At 60.1% G+C, this 16938-nt stretch carries 18 protein-coding genes; 5 read left to right on the top strand and 13 right to left on the bottom strand.

The window, feature by feature from the left end; translation table 11 throughout:
* Positions 1-291 precede the first annotated feature (291 nt).
* The 4 genes from OQ248_RS18925 to OQ248_RS18910 all read left to right on the top strand — a co-directional run bounded on the left by OQ248_RS18925 (position 292) and on the right by OQ248_RS18910 (position 5352).
* Positions 292-2064, top strand: coding sequence for an N-acetylglutaminylglutamine amidotransferase (locus OQ248_RS18925; RefSeq protein ID WP_265813604.1), 1773 nt, complete (start codon positions 292-294; stop codon positions 2062-2064).
* A 3-nt stretch (positions 2065-2067) separates the two neighbouring features.
* Positions 2068-3813, top strand: coding sequence for an N-acetylglutaminylglutamine synthetase (gene ngg / locus OQ248_RS18920; RefSeq protein WP_265813602.1), 1746 nt, complete (start codon positions 2068-2070; stop codon positions 3811-3813).
* A gap of 61 nt (positions 3814-3874) precedes the next feature.
* Positions 3875-5065, top strand: coding sequence for an osmoprotectant NAGGN system M42 family peptidase (locus OQ248_RS18915; RefSeq protein WP_265813601.1), 1191 nt, complete (start codon positions 3875-3877; stop codon positions 5063-5065).
* 59 nt (positions 5066-5124) lie between these two features.
* Positions 5125-5352 carry a YheU family protein gene (locus tag OQ248_RS18910; protein ID WP_003192759.1) on the top strand — a complete coding sequence of 76 codons (228 nt, stop codon included), beginning with the start codon at positions 5125-5127 and terminating at the stop codon, positions 5350-5352.
* Positions 5353-5357: 5 nt separating this feature from the next.
* On the opposite strand, the gene csrA is transcribed toward OQ248_RS18910, so the two are convergent.
* The 3 genes from csrA to OQ248_RS18895 all read right to left on the bottom strand — a co-directional run bounded on the left by csrA (position 5358) and on the right by OQ248_RS18895 (position 6891).
* Positions 5358-5543, bottom strand: coding sequence for a carbon storage regulator CsrA (csrA, locus tag OQ248_RS18905; protein ID WP_096820997.1), 186 nt, complete (start codon positions 5541-5543; stop codon positions 5358-5360).
* Between the two features lie 136 nt (positions 5544-5679).
* A complete protein-coding gene (locus tag OQ248_RS18900) occupies positions 5680-6012 on the bottom strand; it encodes a YnfA family protein (RefSeq protein ID WP_085710895.1) in 333 nt (110 codons plus the stop codon).
* Positions 6013-6075: 63 nt separating this feature from the next.
* Positions 6076-6891: an SDR family oxidoreductase gene (locus OQ248_RS18895; RefSeq protein WP_265813597.1), complete on the bottom strand. Its 816-nt coding sequence runs from the start codon at positions 6889-6891 to the stop codon at positions 6076-6078.
* Between the two features lie 256 nt (positions 6892-7147).
* On the opposite strand from OQ248_RS18895, the gene OQ248_RS18890 reads away from it, so the two are divergent.
* Positions 7148-7306 (top strand): DUF3309 family protein, encoded by a 159-nt coding sequence (locus OQ248_RS18890; RefSeq protein ID WP_169432680.1) that lies wholly within the window; start codon positions 7148-7150, stop codon positions 7304-7306.
* Positions 7307-7366: 60 nt separating this feature from the next.
* On the opposite strand, the gene OQ248_RS18885 is transcribed toward OQ248_RS18890, so the two are convergent.
* The 10 genes from OQ248_RS18885 to OQ248_RS18840 all read right to left on the bottom strand — a co-directional run bounded on the left by OQ248_RS18885 (position 7367) and on the right by OQ248_RS18840 (position 16813).
* Complete coding sequence (locus OQ248_RS18885) at positions 7367-9460, bottom strand: LTA synthase family protein (protein ID WP_085710897.1); 2094 nt, start codon at positions 9458-9460, stop codon at positions 7367-7369.
* 313 nt (positions 9461-9773) lie between these two features.
* Entirely contained in the window at positions 9774-10379 is a 606-nt protein-coding gene (locus tag OQ248_RS18880; RefSeq protein WP_085710898.1) for an START domain-containing protein, read from the bottom strand.
* 41 nt (positions 10380-10420) lie between these two features.
* Positions 10421-10675, bottom strand: a complete 255-nt coding sequence (locus OQ248_RS18875) for a YkgJ family cysteine cluster protein (RefSeq protein WP_085710899.1) — start codon at positions 10673-10675, stop codon at positions 10421-10423.
* Positions 10676-10841: 166 nt separating this feature from the next.
* Positions 10842-11321, bottom strand: coding sequence for a translation initiation factor 2 (locus tag OQ248_RS18870; protein WP_265813596.1), 480 nt, complete (start codon positions 11319-11321; stop codon positions 10842-10844).
* 78 nt (positions 11322-11399) lie between these two features.
* Entirely contained in the window at positions 11400-12839 is a 1440-nt protein-coding gene (locus OQ248_RS18865; RefSeq protein WP_003226969.1) for a PLP-dependent aminotransferase family protein, read from the bottom strand.
* 200 nt (positions 12840-13039) lie between these two features.
* Complete coding sequence (locus OQ248_RS18860; protein WP_265813595.1) at positions 13040-13852, bottom strand: OmpA family protein; 813 nt, start codon at positions 13850-13852, stop codon at positions 13040-13042.
* Positions 13849-14205: a DUF4398 domain-containing protein gene (locus OQ248_RS18855; RefSeq protein WP_265813594.1), complete on the bottom strand. Its 357-nt coding sequence runs from the start codon at positions 14203-14205 to the stop codon at positions 13849-13851. The genes OQ248_RS18860 and OQ248_RS18855 overlap by 4 nt, the downstream gene beginning before the upstream one ends.
* Positions 14206-14214: 9 nt before the next feature.
* Positions 14215-15051, bottom strand: a complete 837-nt coding sequence (locus OQ248_RS18850; RefSeq protein ID WP_265813593.1) for a transporter substrate-binding domain-containing protein — start codon at positions 15049-15051, stop codon at positions 14215-14217.
* Positions 15052-15131: 80 nt separating this feature from the next.
* Positions 15132-16061, bottom strand: coding sequence for an FAD-binding protein (locus OQ248_RS18845; RefSeq protein WP_075118734.1), 930 nt, complete (start codon positions 16059-16061; stop codon positions 15132-15134).
* A 2-nt stretch (positions 16062-16063) separates the two neighbouring features.
* Entirely contained in the window at positions 16064-16813 is a 750-nt protein-coding gene (locus tag OQ248_RS18840) for an electron transfer flavoprotein subunit beta/FixA family protein (protein ID WP_007950859.1), read from the bottom strand.
* Positions 16814-16938: the final 125 nt, after the last annotated feature.

The following is a 16938-nucleotide window of genomic DNA, read 5'->3' as shown; positions in this document are numbered from 1 at the left end:
AATAGTCCTTTATTGCAGATTCGAACCTTCACCCTATCGAGCCTGAACCTGGATGAAAAACATGAATAACTGCGCAGTCAGCCCATGTAACCAACAGCATTTCCCATGTTTTGCATAACTGCTTACCGCACCTGTCTGCATTTTTTACGCTATAGCCCCCACCGCTCCGCAATCATCCATATAACTTATCGTTCTAAAACTCCCTCATCCTGACCGGGTCAGTCTCTGGGTAACGGCCATTTGGCGTGTTACGGCAATACCTTCCCCAACGGAAAAACCGGTAAGGACTTTATGTGCGGATTAGCTGGCGAGTTACGTTTTGATCAACAACCTGCAGACCTTGCAGCCATCGAGCGAATCACCCATCACTTGGCGCCTCGCGGCCCTGATGCGTGGGGTTTCCATGCCCAAGGGCCGATTGCCCTGGGCCATCGACGCCTGAAAATCATGGACCTGTCGGACGGCTCGGCGCAGCCGATGATCGACAGCCAACTGGGCCTGTCCCTGGCCTTCAATGGCGCGATCTACAACTTCCCGGAACTGCGCGCCGAACTCGAAGCGCTCGGTTACGCGTTCTACTCCGGCGGCGATACCGAGGTCTTGCTCAAGGGCTTTCACGCCTGGGGCGAAGCGCTGCTGCCGAAACTCAACGGCATGTTTGCCTTCGCCATCTGGGAGCGCGATGCCCAGCGCCTGTTCATCGCCCGCGACCGACTCGGCGTCAAGCCGCTGTACCTGTCGCGCACCGGTCAGCGCCTGCGTTTTGCCTCGGCCCTGCCGGCGCTGCTCAAGGGTGGCGACATCAACCCGATCCTCGATCCGGTGGCGCTCAACCATTACCTGAATTTCCACGCCGTGGTGCCGGCGCCGCGCACCTTGCTGGCCGGTATCGAAAAACTGCCGCCAGCGAGCTGGATGCGCATTGAAGCGGACGGCACCACCGAGCAGAAAACCTGGTGGACCCTGCCCTACGGCCCACACGACGACGAGAAAAACCTGACCCTTGAAGACTGGCGCGACCGCGTGCTCGACAGCACCCGCGAAGCCGTGGCGATCCGCCAACGGGCGGCGGTGGATGTCGGCGTGCTGCTTTCCGGTGGCGTCGATTCGAGCATGCTCGTCGGCCTGCTGCGTGAAGTCGGCGTGGAAAACCTGTCGACCTTTTCCATCGGTTTCCAGGATGCCGGCGGTGAGCGCGGTGACGAGTTTCAGTATTCCGACCTGATCGCCAAACACTACGGCACCCGGCACCATCAATTGCGCATCGACGAAAAAGAGATCATCGAGCAACTGCCCGCCGCGTTCCGCGCCATGAGCGAGCCGATGGTCAGCCACGACTGCATCGCCTTCTACCTGTTGTCCCGCGAAGTGGCCAAACACTGCAAGGTGGTGCAGAGCGGTCAGGGTGCCGACGAGTTGTTCGCCGGTTATCACTGGTATCCGCAGGTGGACGGCGCTACTGATCCTTATGCCGCCTATCGCGAGGCGTTCTTTGACCGCAGCTACGACGATTACGCCGCCACGGTGCAGCCGAAATGGCTGACAGCGAATGACGCTGCCGGCGACTTCGTGAAGGAACATTTCGCACAGCCCGGCGCCGATGCGGCAGTCGACAAGGCCCTGCGCCTGGACAGCACAGTGATGCTGGTGGACGACCCGGTCAAACGCGTCGACAACATGACCATGGCCTGGGGGCTGGAAGCGCGCACGCCGTTTCTCGACTATCGACTGGTGGAATTGTCGGCCCGTGTTCCGGGTAAGTTCAAACTGCCCGATGGCGGCAAGCAGGTCTTGAAGGAAGCCGCACGGCTGGTCATTCCAAGCGAGGTGATCGACCGCAAGAAAGGCTACTTCCCGGTGCCCGGCCTCAAGCATCTGCAAGGCGACACCCTGAACTGGGTGCGCGAACTGCTGCTGGATCCGAGCCAGGATCGCGGCCTGTTCAACCCCGCCATGCTCGACAAATTGCTGACCGATCCACAAGGCCAGTTGACCCCGCTGCGCGGCTCCAAGCTGTGGCAGCTGGCGGCTCTGAACCTGTGGCTCAGCGAACAAGGAATCTGATCGATGAAACCTCACGCCACGGCTTACAGCCAACGGCTGCTGCGCGGTCAGACACCGTCCTACGAACGTTTGCAGGCGCGTCTGGCCGAGGATGGCAACCAACCGAGTGCCGAGCCGATTGCCGTGCATTGCGGCTGGGGCCGGTTGCTGATCGGCCATACCTTTCCCGACCCGGCCAGCCTCGCCCAGGAATTGCTCAACGAGCAGCCGGGCGAGCGCGATATCGCGTTGTACGTGGCCGCGCCGCAGCAGATTCTCGGTCTGGAACCGACTCAACTGTTTCTCGACCCGTCCGACACCCTACGCCTGTGGTTCAGCGATTATCGTCAGGCCACCCGGGTGTTTCGTGGCTTCCGCATCCGTCGCGCGCAAAGCGAAGAGGACTGGCAGTCGATCAATCAGCTGTATCAGGCGCGCGGCATGCTGCCGATCGATGCCACCCTGCTCACCCCGCATCATCAGGGCGGTCCGGTGTATTGGCTGGCAGAGGACGAGGACAGCGGCGCGGTAATCGGCAGCGTCATGGGCCTCAATCATCAGAAGGCTTACAACGACCCGGAAAACGGCAGCAGCCTGTGGTGCCTGGCAGTCGATCCGCAGTGTTCGCGTCCCGGGGTCGGTGAAGTGCTGGTGCGACATCTGATCGAACACTTCATGAGCCGGGGCTTGAGCTACCTGGATCTGTCGGTGTTGCACGATAACCGTCAGGCAAAAAACCTCTACGCCAAACTCGGTTTTCGCAATCTCTCGACCTTCGCTATCAAGCGCAAGAACGGCATCAACCAGCCGCTGTTTCTCGGGCCCGGACCAGAGGCAGATTTTAATCCCTACGCGCGGATCATCGTCGAGGAAGCCCATCGACGTGGCATCGATGTGCAGGTGGACGATGCCGATGCCGGGCTATTCACCCTCAGCCATGGCGGGCGCCGGGTGCGTTGTCGCGAGTCCCTGAGCGACCTCACCAGTGCCATCAGCATGAATCTGTGTCAGGACAAAAGCCTGACCCACAAGGTGCTGAAAAACGCCGGGTTGAATGTGCCGTCACAGCAGCTGGCGGCGAACGCGGACGACAATCTGGCGTTTCTCGACGAGCATCAGCGGGTGGTGGTCAAGCCGCTGGATGGTGAGCAAGGCCAGGGTGTGGCCGTTGACCTGCAAAGCATCGAAGAGGTGCAGCAAGCAATCGATTCGGCGAAACAGTTCGACAGCCGCGTGCTGCTCGAAAGCTTTCACGAAGGCCTTGACCTGCGGATTCTGGTGATCGGTTTCGACGTAGTCGCAGCCGCGATCCGCCGACCGGCCGAGGTGGTCGGTGACGGTCATCACTCCATCGGCGCACTGATCGAAGCCCAGAGCCGGCGCCGGCAAGCGGCCACCGGCGGCGAAAGCAAAATCCCGCTGGACCACGAAACCCAGCGCACGTTGCACGCGGCGGGTTACGACTACAGCAGCATCCTGCCGGCCGGCGAGCATCTGTTCGTGCGGCGCACGGCGAACCTGCACACCGGCGGCACCCTTGAGGACGTCACGGCGATTCTGCATCCGACCCTGGTCGATGCCGCCGTGCGCGCGGCGCGAGCGCTGGACATTCCCATGGTCGGGCTCGACCTGATGGTGCCCGCCGCCGATCAGCCGGAATACGTGTTCATCGAAGCCAACGAACGGGCGGGCCTGGCCAACCATGAGCCGCAGCCTACGGCCGAACGGTTTGTGGATTTGTTGTTTCCACACAGTCAGCCGGCCGTTTGATCTCTCTTCCGCGTCATTCCCGCATCCGACGCGGGGATGACGCTCCGTAACAGGAGTTTCCATGACCACCCAAATTCCCGAACCGGATCTGAACTACCTGCAAAAAGTCCTGCTGGAAATGCTCGCCATTCCCAGCCCCACCGGCTTCACCGACACCATCGTGCGTTACGTCGCCGAGCGGCTGGAAGAGCTCGGCATCCCCTTTGAAATGACCCGACGCGGCACGATCCGCGCCACCCTCAAGGGCAAGAAAAACAGCCCCGACCGCGCCGTATCGGCGCACCTGGACACCATCGGTGCCGCCGTGCGCGCGGTGAAGGACAACGGCCGTCTGACCCTGGCGCCGGTCGGTTGCTGGTCGAGCCGTTTCGCCGAAGGCAGCCGCGTCAGCCTGTTTACCGACAACGGCGTGATCCGCGGCAGCGTGTTGCCGCTGATGGCGTCCGGGCACGCCTTCAACACCGCCGTGGACGAGATGCCGATCAGCTGGGATCACGTCGAACTGCGCCTGGACGCCTACTGCGCGACCCGCGCCGATTGCGACTCACTGGGGATCAGCGTGGGTGATGTGGTGGCGTTCGATCCGCTGCCGGAATTTACCGAAAGCGGCCATATCAGCGCCCGTCATCTGGACGACAAGGCCGGGGTCGCGGCGCTGCTCGCAGCGCTGAAAGCCATCGTCGACAGCGGTCAGGAGTTGATGATCGACTGCCATCCGCTGTTCACCATCACCGAGGAAACCGGCAGCGGTGCGGCGGCAGCCTTGCCGTGGGATGTCAGCGAGTTCGTCGGAATCGACATCGCGCCGGTTGCGCCCGGCCAGCACTCCAGCGAGCACGCAGTAAGTGTGGCGATGCAGGATTCCGGCGGGCCTTACGACTATCACTTGTCGCGGCACCTGCTGCGGTTGGCGGGCGAAAACGAGTTGCCGGTGCGGCGCGACCTGTTCCGCTATTACTTCAGCGACGCCCATTCGGCCGTCACCGCCGGTCACGACATTCGCACCGCCCTGCTCGCCTTCGGCTGCGATGCGACCCACGGCTACGAACGCACGCACATCGACAGTCTGGCCGCGCTCAGTCGTCTGCTGGGCGCGTACATCCTGAGTCCGCCGGTGTTCGCCAGCGATGCGCAACCGGCCAACGCGTCACTGGATCGCTTCAGTCACCAGATCGAACACGAGACACAAATGGAAAGCGACACTCGGGTGCCTTCGGTGGACAGCCTGGTGGGGCAACGCTCGGACAGTTGAGTCTGGCCCTCGGCGGTCATTCGCCGTAGCATCCCGACATTGATTTAGCCGAGGTGCCCATGCTGATTCCCTACGACGCGCTCGAAGTCGACACCCTCACCCGCCTGATCGAGGATTTCGTCACCCGCGACGGCACCGACAACGGTGACGACACCCCACTGGAAACCCGCGTATTGCGGGTTCGCCAGGCCCTGACCAAAGGCCAGGCGCTGATCGTCTTCGATCCGGAAAGCGAGCAGTGCCAGTTGATGCTCAAGCACGACGTGCCCAAGCACCTGTTCGACTGAAACGGTCAGCGGCCCTTGCCGTTGGCCTGTTTGCGCTGGATCCGCTCGTAGACTTCGGCGCGGTGCACGTTGACCTGCTTTGGCGCCTCGACGCCGAATCGCACGCTGGAGCCGTTGACCGCCAGAACGCGCAAAGTGATGTTGTCGCCGATGGAAATCAGTTCACCGACAACACGGCTGAGTACAAGCATGGGAGTTGTCCTTCAAGGTTTTCGAGCCTTGAAGATGCGCGGCTTTCGAGCGCCCTACAATGCGCTGCGGGCAAATCAGTCAAACCCTACGCGCCCGAGCGCTTTGGCCTTCAGACGTTTCCTTCAAGTCGGTGCTTCAGGTCGCCGAAAACCGTGGCCCGAACAGAATCACGCTGGCACCGATCACGCACAACGCGACACCGATCCAGTCCGATCCCAGCGGACGGATGCGCTCGACCACCGCCAGCCAGCCAATCGAAGCAATGATGTAGATGCCGCCGTAAGCGGCATAGGCGCGACCGGCGTAGGTCGCTTCAACACGCGTCAACAACAGTGCAAACAAGGTCAGGCTGAGCAGCGCCGGGATCACCCACAGGGCGCTCTTGCCCTGGCGCAACCACATCCAGAAAGCGAAACAGCCGGCGATTTCAAACAGCGCGGCGAGGAAAAACCACAAGTAGTTGAGCATGCAGATGACTCGTCAGGGTGACTGTGGCGGTCACCCTAACGACGGGGCTCTGGCGGTGCAAGTTCAGCCGTTGTTCTGCTTGGCCTTGGCGCGCATCTTTTCGGCCATCGCGGTCATTTCGTTGTACAGCAACTGCGGGTTCTTCTGCTTGATCGCCCAGGCCATGCGGCCTTGTTCGTGGGGCAGAATCATGAACTCGCCGGCCGCGACTTGTTTGTAGATGTAGTCGGCAATATCGGCGGCGGTGATCGGCGAACTTTCCAGCAACTTGCCGACCTGGGCTTTCATGGCCGGCGTCGGACCACGGAACGAGTCCAGCAGATTGGTCTGGAAAAACGACGGGCAAACCACATGGACACCGACTTCCTGCTGGGCCAGTTCGATCAGCAGACTTTCGGACAATGCCACAACGCCAGCCTTGGCCACGTTGTAGTTGCTCATCGCCGGACCTTGCATCAGTGCCGCCATCGAGGCGATGTTGATGATCTTGCCCTTGCTCTGTTCCAGCAGCAGCAGGAACGCCTTGCAGCCCTTGACCACGCCCATCAGGTTGATCGCGATCTGCCAGTCCCAGTCTTCCAGCGACAGTTCGCTGAAGAATCCGCCGGAGGCCACACCCGCGTTGTTGACAATGATGTCGATGCCACCGAACTTCACTTCGCAGGCCTGGGCGAACGCGGTGAGCTGGCTGTAATCGCGCACGTCGCAGCGCTGGATAAAGCCATCGCCACCGGCCTCGCGAACCAGTTTGAGGGTTTCCTGCAGGCCTGGCTCACTGACGTCGGACAAGGCCAGTTGCCAGCCTTCACGCGCCCAGCGCAGCGCGATTTCGCGACCCAGGCCGGAGCCCGCGCCAGTGATCATCATGCGATTTTGCATAACAGACAGCCTTGTTGTTCCGGGGAAGATGCGCGGAGTGTAGCGAAGGATCCGGAGCGACCCACGCTCCATCAGATTGCTGAATGGCAAGAGCAAACCGTGGCATCGAACGAAATAAGACCGTGAACCAAATACGTTAAAAAAACATTGAATTTTCTTTCACGCGCGCCAGTCGGAATTTGTAAGCCGTCTGGATTTAGTTCAACTTCCAGCCGCCCTTGAACAACGAGACTCCTCAGACACTATCAACAAGGAAATCGACATGGGCACAATTCTTATCATTATCCTGATCCTGTTGCTGATCGGTGGTCTGCCGGTCTTCCCGCACTCCAGAAGTTGGGGTTATGGTCCTTCGGGCATTATCGGCGTAGTGCTGGTTGTACTGTTGGTGCTGCTGTTGCTCGGCCGCATATGACCTTTTGACCGACAAAAAAAGAGGCCCTGAAAAGGGCCTCTTTTTTATTGCGCGGAATGATCAGTCCGGCTTGCCGTTAATCACACCGGCGGTGTTGTCGAGCAGGCTCTTGGTGGCCGTCTGCAGGAACGCTTCGAGCTTGAGTTTCAACTCGGCGGTGCGCGGTGCATCCGGAATGATTTCAGCCGAAGGATTCGCGCCCAGTTGGTACTGGTAGATCTTCGGCGCCATTTCCTTCTCTTTCGGCAGTACCAGGATCTGGTCAGCGGTCACGATAGCAGTGGTCTGCTCGCTGCCCGACGGCTTGATCACACCGAAACCGGTGTCGCCTGCCGGCAGGTTGAGCAGGTCACGACCCCAGCACTGATGACGCACTTCGCCACCCAGACGACCCATGATGGTCGGCACGATGTCGATCTGCGTACCCACGGTGTGGTCACGGGTACCGAATTTTTCCTGGATGCCCGGTGCGATCATCAGCATCGGCACGTTGAAGCGGCCCAGGTCCATTTCGGTGATCTGACGCTCGTTACCAAAACCGTGGTCGCCGACAATGACGAACAGGGTTTCCTTGAAGTAAGGCTCCTTGCGGGCCTTCTCGAAGAACTGGCCCAGTGCCCAGTCCGCGTAACGCATGGCGGTCAGGTGCTCGTTGAGCGTGCCACGGTCGGTCACGCGTTCGACCGGCAATGGCGTCGGCAAGGCGTAAGGTGTGTGGTTGGACAGGGTCTGCAGCAGCGCGTAGAACGGCTTGCCGTTTTCCCGTGCCTTCAGTTCCACCAGACCGCGGTCGAACATGTCCTGGTCGGACACGCCCCATGTCGGATCGGAGAACACCGGGTTGACGAAGTCATTGCGGCCGACGAAGTTGGTCATGCCCTGGTTGCTGAAGAATCCGGACTGGTTGTCCCAGGCGAAGTCACCGTTGTAGACGTAGACGTCATCATACTTGCGCGCGCTGAGCAGCTGGGGCAGGCCGGACAGTTTGTGGCTGCCTTCCGGGGTCTGCATCAGGTATTCGAAACCCGGCAGGTTCGGGAAGCACGCCATGGTGGCGAACATGCCCTGGTGGGTGTGGGTACCGTTGGAGAAGAAGCGGTCAAACAGTAGGCCTTCCTTCGACAGTTTGTCGAGGTACGGCGTGATGTTGCCCGGCGCGCCCAGGGCGCCCACCGAGTGACCGGCCATGCTTTCCATCAGGATCACGACGACGTTCTTGATCGGCAGGGTCTTGTCGGCCGGCGGCGTGTAGTCACGACGCACGGCGGCGATGTCGGCATCCACCAGTTTGTCGTCCGGCATCACCAGCATGTCGCGCACGACCTTCTGCGCCTGATCCTGCGGCAGCGTGGCTTTCCAGATGTTGTTGCGGTCTTCGCCCATGCGGTCCTTGGCTGCCGCGATCAGCGACAGGGTGCCATTGAGGCCGAGCTGGTTGGCGAAGTTCGATTCGGTGGTGTACACGTCACCCCAGCGCAGTGGCGGGCCCTGACGCAGGGTGCCACGCACGGCGACCACACAGATCAGCAGGCACACCACGAACACCGCCAGACGCGCATACCATGGCGCCACCTGACGGGTGCCGACGTTGCCGCCGCTGAACGGGCCACGCGGACGGGTCAGGCGGTCGGCGCCCTTGAACGCCAGCGTCAGGATCACCGTGCCCACGGCCCAGGCCAGCAGGTAGCGCACCACCGGGAAACCGTACCAGAGCATGCTCATCACGGTTTTCGGGTCTTCCTTCACGTACTGGAACACCAGGCCGTTGAGGCGCTGGTGGAACTCACGGTAGAAGTCCATCTCCATCAGGCCGAGGAACAGCGCGATGCTGGAGGTCACGGTCAGCCACAGGCGGAAGAACCCGCGTGCAGCCATGGCCCGGGCACTGAACAGTGCCAGCACCATCGGAACGCAGAGGTAGACCACCAGGCGCAAGTCGAAGCGCAGGCCGTTGGCGAAGGCTTCGAGAAAGGTCGAAGCCGGGGTGTCGAGGATCATCTCGCGGTTGTAGACCAGCAGCGCGAGGCGCAGCACGGAAAACATCACCATCATAACCAGCGCGCACAAGAGCGTGTAGGCCAGATGCGATTTGACGGTCGGTTGCAGCAGGCGACTGGAAGATCGCTGCTGATTCAGGGCGTCCGGGTTTGCCATGTCGTTTTAGGACCCATTGGAAGTTGAAGTTGCAAAAATACAGCTGCGCCCTGCCCTCTGTTGGCCATTCCAGGCCCCGGGGCTTGCGCGGTGCGCAAATGTTGCACGATCACCGGCGGCATTGCCATTGATTACTGCCCCGCTGCCGGACTCTTTCATTAAAGGCACGGCATACCCGGACAGATTCAAATGGCGCGGGCGAATTGTCTTGAAGCGTTTGTGAAAATTTCGTGCAGCGCATATCCGGAAACACAATATCGCTACAAAACAAAACGCCCCGAGTTCATCGGGGCGTTTGCAGAGCACGCGATACTTACTTCTCGGCGCGCTCTTTCAGGGCTTTCAAGGTATTGAACGGTGCGTCGACCACGAACTTGTTGGCAATCATCGACGGCACGCTGCCACCCGGCTCGGTGTGAACCTGATAGGTCACTTCGACCTGATCGCCTTTTGGCACGAACTTCCAGAAGCCTTTGACCTGAGCGACACGCACGAAGCCTTTTTCTTCCGGCAGGTACTTCGGCACGCCTTCCAGATTGCGGGTCAGGCTGCCATCGGCGCCTTCAACGGTGGTGACGTGCAGGATCGAGTCGCGCGGGGTTACCGGCCATGGCGTGTTGAACTGGGTGTAGGTCCAGCTCTGGTCGCCTTCGTGTTTGAGCAGTTTCTGGGTCTTGCACTCGTGAATCCAGGCGCAGGCACCGGAGACGTCTTCCTGCAGTGCGCGCAGTTTGGCGACGGTAGTCTTCATCAAGGTCACGCCCTGATAAGACTTGTAGTCCGAACCCGGCACTTCGCTCAGGGAGACCTTGATGCCGTCTTCGTTCTTGGCGACTTTCCAGTCTTCAGCCTGGGCAGCCGAAGTGGCCAGCACGGCAGTCAAACCACACAACACAGCGATACGATGCAGCGAACCCATAGTCTTATTCCTTATTGTTGAAGTTCCGTACGTTTGACACATCACGCCGCCGTCATCTGCTCCCACCAGCCGAGCAGTCTGATCGCCTCTTCCTGACTGCTTCCGCAGACTTCGACATCGGCGCTGAACCCTGAACAGACGGCCGGGCGTTCCGGTCGGCCGAAAATGCTGCACAGGTTTTCGACCGAGAGCTGAACGCAACGTTCGCCGGCAGGTTTGCCATCGGGCATGCCTGGAATCGGCGAGCTGATGGAGGGGGCAATGCAACAGGCGCCACAGCCTTCACGGCATTTCATGACGACGAGTTCCTCGCGACGGGCAATGTGTTAAAGGGACGCGGAACAGGGTAACCGCTTAAACGGCTGTTTTAAATTCCCTGAACCGGGGTTTTTACGCAGAAACGAAAGTGACTGACCAGTCTCCGACAAAGCGTCTGGTCTGCGGGTCACGGATCGATTGAATTTACTGCTTGAATTCGAAATCCAGCGCCGCGCCTTCGACTTCACGGCGTTCCTCATTGCGTAGCTGCAACTGCATTTCGTTGCTCAGCAGGCGGCCGTTGAGCTGGAAACCGCTGTTCTTCTCGCCGAACATCTGCGGCAGGATCGCCTCGCGCTTGGGCAGCGGAACGCTTCCAACCGGTTTCAACTGCTGAACCATGTCTCTGGGCAGACTCAGGTCCAGTTTGGCCGGGGGTAACGGTGTCTTGGCCACTTCACGGGCCGATTTCGACTTTGAAGCGATCGGCGCACGTTTCTTTGCCGGGGCGGCTTTCTTCTGTTGCTTGTCTTTCGCAGGAACGGCTTTCTTGCTGGCCACCGGTTTTTTCACGGTGGAGGCTGCTGTCGGTTTTTCCGAAACGGCAGCGGCCATGACAGCTGGCGCGTGACCGATCATCAACAGACCAAGCAAAACCCAGGCAGCAGGAAAAATCGCTTTCATGGAACCTACAACGCTAACGGCAGAGGGCCATATGCTCGCCTGTTGAACGCCGCATGACAAGCGCGCGACACAGTCTGTTCAGAAACCGCCGGCCGTTTCCTGACACAGTTGAGTCGCCAGCAAACCCAAAGTCATCAACGCCCGTTCCGCCTCGCGATTCCACGGTGTGCCGCAATTCAGGCGGATACAGTGGTTGAACTGCTCGGTATTACTGAAGATCAACCCGGGCGCGATGCTGATGCCCTGCTGTAACGCGCGGACATGCAATTCCTGGGTATTGACCCGCCCCGGCAGGCTCACCCACAGAATGAAACCGCCCGTAGGCCGGGTCATTTGCGTGCCTTCGGGGAAGTACTGCTGCACCGCCAGCTGGAATGCGCTGAGGTTTTTTCGGTATTCCTGGCGGATGTACCGTAAATGCCGGTCATAACCGCCATTTTCCAGATAGGCGGCGATCGCCATTTGCGTGACGCTGCAGGCCGAATGCGTGGTGAAGGTCTGCAGACGCTGGATTTCCTGCTGATACTTGCCGGCAATCATCCAGCCCACGCGCACACCCGGCGACAGGGTCTTGGAGAAACTCGAACAGTAAATCACCCGATCCAGCCGATCGTAGGCCTTGAGCGCCTTGGTGCGACCTTGCTCGAACATCAGTTCGCCATAGATGTCGTCTTCGACGATCTGAATATCGAAGTCCGAGGCCAGCCGCAGCAATTGTTTTTGCCGCTCCTCGGGCATGGTGCCGCCCAGCGGGTTGCTCAGCCGGGTCGTCAGCACCAGGGCTTTGATCGACCATTGGTTGGCCGCCAGTTGCAGGGCTTCCAGACTCATGCCGGTGGCCGGGTCGCTGGGGATTTCAATGACTTTCAGGCCCAGCAGGTCGGCCAGTTGCAGCAGTCCGTAATAGGTCGGTGATTCGGCGGCGATCAGATCGCCCGGACGGGTCAGTACGCGCAACGACATCTGCAGCGCATCGACACAACCGTGGGTGATCACCACTTCCGAAGGATCGACCACCACACCGGCGTCGCGCATGCGGATCGCCACTTGTCGGCGCAACGGTTCGAAGCCCGGACTGAACATGTAGCTGAAGGCACGGGGGCTATGGAATCGGGTGACCTTGGCCAATTGCTGATGCAGCGCGCGCACCGGCAAGTAATCGACGCTCGGTACGGCTGCACCCAGCGGGAAAACGCCTTCGCGGCGCGATTCGACCAACACTTGCTGAATGATGCTGGCGCGGGTGACCAGGCCAGGTCGTTCGACCCGGGCAATATCCGGGGTCGGTGCGGTCAGGGCCGGCGTCTGGTGTACGTAGTAACCGGATTGCGGCCGTGCACGGATCAGCCCCTGATCCTCAAGGTTGGCGTAAGCCTGCAACACCGTGGCATGGCTGACGTTGAGCTGCGAACTCATCTTGCGCACCGAAGGCACGCGCTCGCCCGGTTGATAGACGCCACGGCGGATGTCTTCGGCCAGTTGTTGAGCAATACGTTGGTAGAGCAAGAGATTGGTCATGACGCAGCACTCGATATCACGGGCGTTTTATTTTTGTGTGAACAATACCGGAACAGTTTTGAAGTGTACTGGGACAGTTGCCATATTAGTCAACCATACAGTCCAGTGTCGGATAAATCTGTACTGCTTTGTGAGGTAATCGACAGACGTAAAAAAGCCCGGCGCTGCATGACAGCCCGGGCTTTCCAGTAACGCCACCCTCAGCGGGCGGCGCCAAGCTGGCCTTTTTCGTCTGAGAACACGATTTCCACCCGACGATTCTGTGCCCGCCCACGCTCGGAAGCGTTGGCGTCCACCGGGTATTCGTCGCCGTAACCTTCGACCTGAATGCGTTTTTCGTCGATACCCAGGTCCGTCAGCACGTCGGCAACCGCCTGCGCACGATCACGAGACAGCTTGAGGTTTTCCTGCTTGCCGCCAGTACTGTCGGTATAGCCCTCGATGCGCACCACGCGTTTCGGATTGAGCTGCAGGAACTGCACGATCTTCAGGACCACGCGATTGGCCGAATTCTTCAGCTCGGCCTCGCCGGTGTCGAACAGCACGTCACCCAGGGTCATCACCAGGCCACGGTCAGTCTGGGTGGTGGCCAGTGCGACAATCTGTTCTTCCAGCCATTTGCCCTGCTGCTGCACGCTCAACAGTTTGGACTCGCGCAGTGCCAGTTGCAGGCGTTGACGCTCAAGCTCCAGCTTCGCCGCGCGCTCTTCGTTGAGCACCAGATTGGTGTGCTCGCGGGCGATCTGGCTGTAACGCTGGCTCAGATAGGAGTAATGCGCCACGTCCGCGCCACTGCCCCAATAAGTGGACAGGCGATCGGCACGGGCCAGGGACTCACCGGCACGGATCACGTCTTTTGGCGCAATACGCAGCACATTGGAATCTTCCTTGACCTTCTGGAAGTCAGCGCTGGCTTCCTGCAAGGCGGTTTCGCTGTGTTGACCGGCGCAGCCGTAAAGGCTGGCGCAACCCACGAGGATCAGAGTGCCGAAAGCTTTTGAAGTCAGGTTCATTGGGCGTCCCCCAGTTGCTTGCGCAGGCGGACGATGCGGGTGTTGAGCACGTTCAGCTGCTCTTCGCTCTTCTGGGTCAGCACCTTGGCTTCGGCCAGACGTGCATCCAGCTCGGCCTGTTCGGCACGCATCCGCGCGTTCTTGAAGGATTCGCCGACCATGCTGCCCTTCGCCCGGTTGAACTTGTCTTCTGCCAGTTTCATTTCCGGCACTTCGTCGGCGGTGGCGCCGACGGCCTTGGCCTGCTCGAGCGCCTGCTCGGTCAAACGCATTTGTTCATTGGGTGCCGGATCGCTGGCGCAACCGGCCAGGGCCAGAACGGCCAGGGCCGTGAAAAGAACTCGATTACTCACTAAGAATCCCTACTGTTTTGGGGCGCTGACAGGTTGTTGCGGCGGCTGTTGCTGCTGCGCCTTCCAGCGCTCGATGTTGCGTTGCAGCGCGGCTTCCGTCAGGCCGGACGCGGGCAATTCTGTCATCTTTTTGGCCAGCTGTCCGCGCAACCACGGATCGTTGCAGGCCGAGTTGTGGGAAAGCGCCAGGAACAGACCGGGCCGGTCAATCGGTTGCTCGAAGGCCAGCAGATCATTGACCATGCCCAATGCCTGCGCGGCCGCCATCCCCGAGTAACGGCCGGCGAGTACATATTCCACCTCGCCCAGCAGAAGTTTCTGCAGGGCCTGAGTGAGGTTTGCCGTACGGGTCAGGGTCAATTGCTTCTCGGCGAAAGCACTGAATGCCTGGGTCATTCGAGACTTTTCCGACAATCCTCCTTGATGGCCCTGAAGATCCTTCGCTTCGCTGTAGACCAGCGTCGAGCCCTTGCGTGTCCAGACCAGATAGTCGTTTTCCAGCAGTGGCGGATGGATGTAGTCGAGGTTTTCCAGCTCGTTGAAGGCCAGCGGCGCGTCGGCCAGCATGTCCATGCGCCCGCTGCGCACTTCATCGAGGGCCTGCGAGCGCTTGCCGGCATACAGCAGTTCGACCTTGATGCCCAGGTCCTTCGCCACTTGCTGCAACAAATCGGCACTGGCACCGATCAACTGTTTTGGATTCTGCGGATCCTGCCAGAGATACGGCGGTGCATCCGGGCTGCCGGTGACGACCAGTCGTTCGCATTTGCCCGCTGCCACGGACAACCCCGGCAACAGGCTGAAACACAGCAATAACGAGAAGCCCAACCGGCGATGCAGATCCATGGCGAAACGCTCCCACTCAAATCCGAGACAAAAAAAAGCCCGACCAACAGGCCGGGCTCTTTATAAGTGAAGCCGCCGGATTAGACCAGCTTCTCCAGCTCAGGTACGGCTTCGAACAGATCCGCCACCAGGCCGTAATCGGCCACCTGGAAGATCGGCGCTTCTTCGTCCTTGTTGATCGCTACGATCACTTTGGAGTCTTTCATGCCGGCCAGGTGCTGGATCGCGCCGGAGATACCGACGGCGATGTACAGCTGAGGGGCAACGATCTTGCCGGTCTGACCGACCTGCATGTCGTTCGGTACGAAACCTGCGTCGACCGCGGCGCGGGAAGCACCCACGGCAGCGCCCAGCTTGTCGGCCAGGGCGTACAGGTGTTTGAAGTTGTCACCGTTCTGCATGCCGCGGCCGCCGGAAACGACGATCTTGGCAGCGGTCAGCTCAGGACGATCGGATTTCGCAAGCTCTTCGCTGACGAAGCTGGAAGTGCCGGCGTTGTGAGCAGCGGCAACCGATTCAACGGCAGCCGAACCACCTTCAGCAGCAACCGGGTCGAAACCGGTGGCACGCACGGTGATCACTTTGATTGCAGCGGTCGATTGCACGGTAGCGATGGCGTTACCGGCGTAGATCGGGCGCTTGAAAGTGTCAGCGCTTTCGACCGAGATGATCTCGGAGATCTGGTCAACGTCCAGCTGGGCGGCAACGCGCGGCAGGATGTTTTTGCCGTTGGAAGTGGCGGCAGCCAGGATGTGGCTGTAACCCTTGCCCAGTTCGGCTACCAGCGGAGCAACGTTTTCCGGCAGCTGGTGCGCGTAGGCAGCATTGTCGGCGTTCAGGACTTTGCTCACGCCAGCGATTTTCGCAGCGGCTTCAGCCACGGCGCCAGCGCCCTGGCCTGCAACCAGAACGTGGATGTCGCCACCGATTTTGGCAGCGGCAGCAACGGTGTTCAGGGTGGCCGGGGCCAGCACCTTGTTGTCGTGTTCGGCGATTACCAAGATAGTCATGATTAGATTACCTTCGCTTCGTTTTTCAGTTTCTCGACCAGTTCAGCCACCGACTTGACCTTGATGCCTGCGCTGCGTGCAGCTGGCGCTTCGACTTTCAGGGTCTTGTTGGTGGAGGCGGTGGAAACGCCCAAAGCGTCCGGAGTCAGCGTCTCGAGAGGCTTTTTCTTGGCTTTCATGATGTTTGGCAGGGACGCGTAGCGCGGCTCGTTCAAACGCAGGTCGGTGGTGACGATCGCTGGCAGTTTCAGGGAAACGGTCTGCGCGCCGCCGTCGATTTCGCGGGTCACGGCAACGCTGTCGCCGGAGACTTCGACTTTCGAGGCGAAAGTGCCCTGACCGTAGCCGCTCAGTGCTGCGAGCATCTGGCCGGTCTGGTTGTTGTCGCTGTCGATGGCCTGTTTGCCCAGGATCACCAACTGAGGCTGTTCCTTGTCGACCACGGCCTTGAGCAGCTTGGCCACGGCCAGGGAAGTCAGGTCTTCAGCGGATTCGACGAGGATGGCGCGGTCGGCACCCAGAGCCAGTGCGGTACGCAGCTGTTCCTGAGCGGTGGACGGGCCGATGGAGACGACGACAATTTCAGTCGCAACGCCTTTTTCTTTCAGGCGTACGGCTTCTTCCACTGCGATTTCGCAGAACGGGTTCATCGACATCTTGACGTTGGCGAGGTCTACGCCGGAATTGTCCGCCTTGACGCGAACCTTGACGTTGTAATCCACAACGCGTTTGACAGCTACAAGAACCTTCATGGATTCCTCGTTACTCTCCGGTGAAAAGAAAGTCGCCTAGGCGAACCTGGCGGTTGATGCTCATCGGGCACAAGGGCACCTCCAAAAACGCCGGCTGAGTCGGATGACCGTTCGTCAGTCGTGAC

This window comes from Pseudomonas sp. COW5, from assembly GCF_026240005.1.
Taxonomy (GTDB): domain Bacteria; phylum Pseudomonadota; class Gammaproteobacteria; order Pseudomonadales; family Pseudomonadaceae; genus Aquipseudomonas; species Aquipseudomonas kribbensis.
Note: the sequence above shows the minus strand (reverse complement) of the source record. Positions and strands in the feature narration are given on the sequence as shown.